Origin of the sequence: Curtobacterium sp. NPDC089185, from assembly GCF_040685235.1 — a bacterium.
GTDB classification, from domain to species: domain Bacteria; phylum Actinomycetota; class Actinomycetes; order Actinomycetales; family Microbacteriaceae; genus Curtobacterium; species Curtobacterium citri.
The window spans coordinates 1-1017 of the sequence record NZ_JBFBHK010000038.1; the positions used below are offsets into that span (position 1 = coordinate 1).

The window sequence follows — 1017 nt, forward strand, 5'->3', positions numbered from 1 at the left end:
CGATCAGGCCGATCAGGAACAGCAGGACCCGGTTGAAGCCGCGGTTGGTGGTGGTCATGCCAGGGTTCCCTTCTGCTCCACGGTGACCTGCACGCTGGAGCCGTGCTTGCCGCCGAGGCGGCTGAGCCGGTCCTGCACCGCGTGCTCGACCGTGGTGGTGTCGACGGGGATGCCGGACAGGGGCACCACGTGCACCTGGGTGCGGTGCCCACGCGCCGACGCACTCGTGTTGGCCTCGGGGACACCTGCTGCCAGGGCGGCGGCGTTCGCGGCGGTCGAGGCGAGGATGCGGGTGTCGATGATCACCGCACCACGGTCGTGGTCGATCCCGGACCGGGGCTGCCGACCCGGCTTCAGCGCCAGGACCACCAGGACGATGCCGAGGACCACGAGGACGGCGGCGATGACCTCGGCGATGGTGGTGAACGCGGCGTCGGGCTTGAGGGCGGTGTCGGCGACGGTCTGCGGGTCCGCCAGCAGCGGCCCCTGACCGATCGCCTTCAGGACCGCTTCGGTGCCGATCCACGCCGCGACCAGGATCACCACGACCAGCGTCACCGCCAGGGCGGTGGACCGGGACCGGTGGATGCTCCGACGACGCAGCCGCTTCTCGAGCTGTTCGGTGCTCATGTGCTTCCTCCTACCGGACCCGGCCCTCGTGCTCACGCACGAGCCCGGTCAGTTCGATGTGCGTCCGACCCACCCGACGGCCGGCGAGCTCGCTGACGCGCTGCTTGATGTCGTCCGCCGCGGACGCGGCCGCACGGACGATGTCGGGCTGGTCCCGGATGGGGCCGGTCACGTCCAGCGCGAGGGATCCCTGCTCGTCGTCGATCCCCACGCGCAGCCGCTTCGCGGGCACCCGGAGGCGCTCCGCGGCGGCGGCCCGGGCCAGGGTCGTCAGGGCCCGGGCCGTGATCTCCACGCGGCCCGGGACGGCGCCTGCCGGGACGCTTCCCGAGCCGGTGCTCGCCGGGCCGGCGGTCACCGGGAGCTCCGGCGTCCGGTCAGCACGTC

At 73.0% G+C, this 1017-nt stretch carries 2 protein-coding genes; both read right to left on the reverse strand.

Translation table 11 applies throughout. The features are described from left to right. Positions 1 to 54: 54 nt before the first annotated feature. Positions 55 to 630, reverse strand: coding sequence for a DUF6286 domain-containing protein (locus tag AB0N84_RS16305; RefSeq protein ID WP_363548223.1), 576 nt, complete (start codon positions 628 to 630; stop codon positions 55 to 57). Positions 631 to 640: 10 nt separating this feature from the next. Continuing rightward, positions 641 to 1017, reverse strand: a 377-nt coding sequence (locus AB0N84_RS16310; protein ID WP_363548226.1) for a hypothetical protein, incomplete at its 5' end; no start/stop codon positions are given.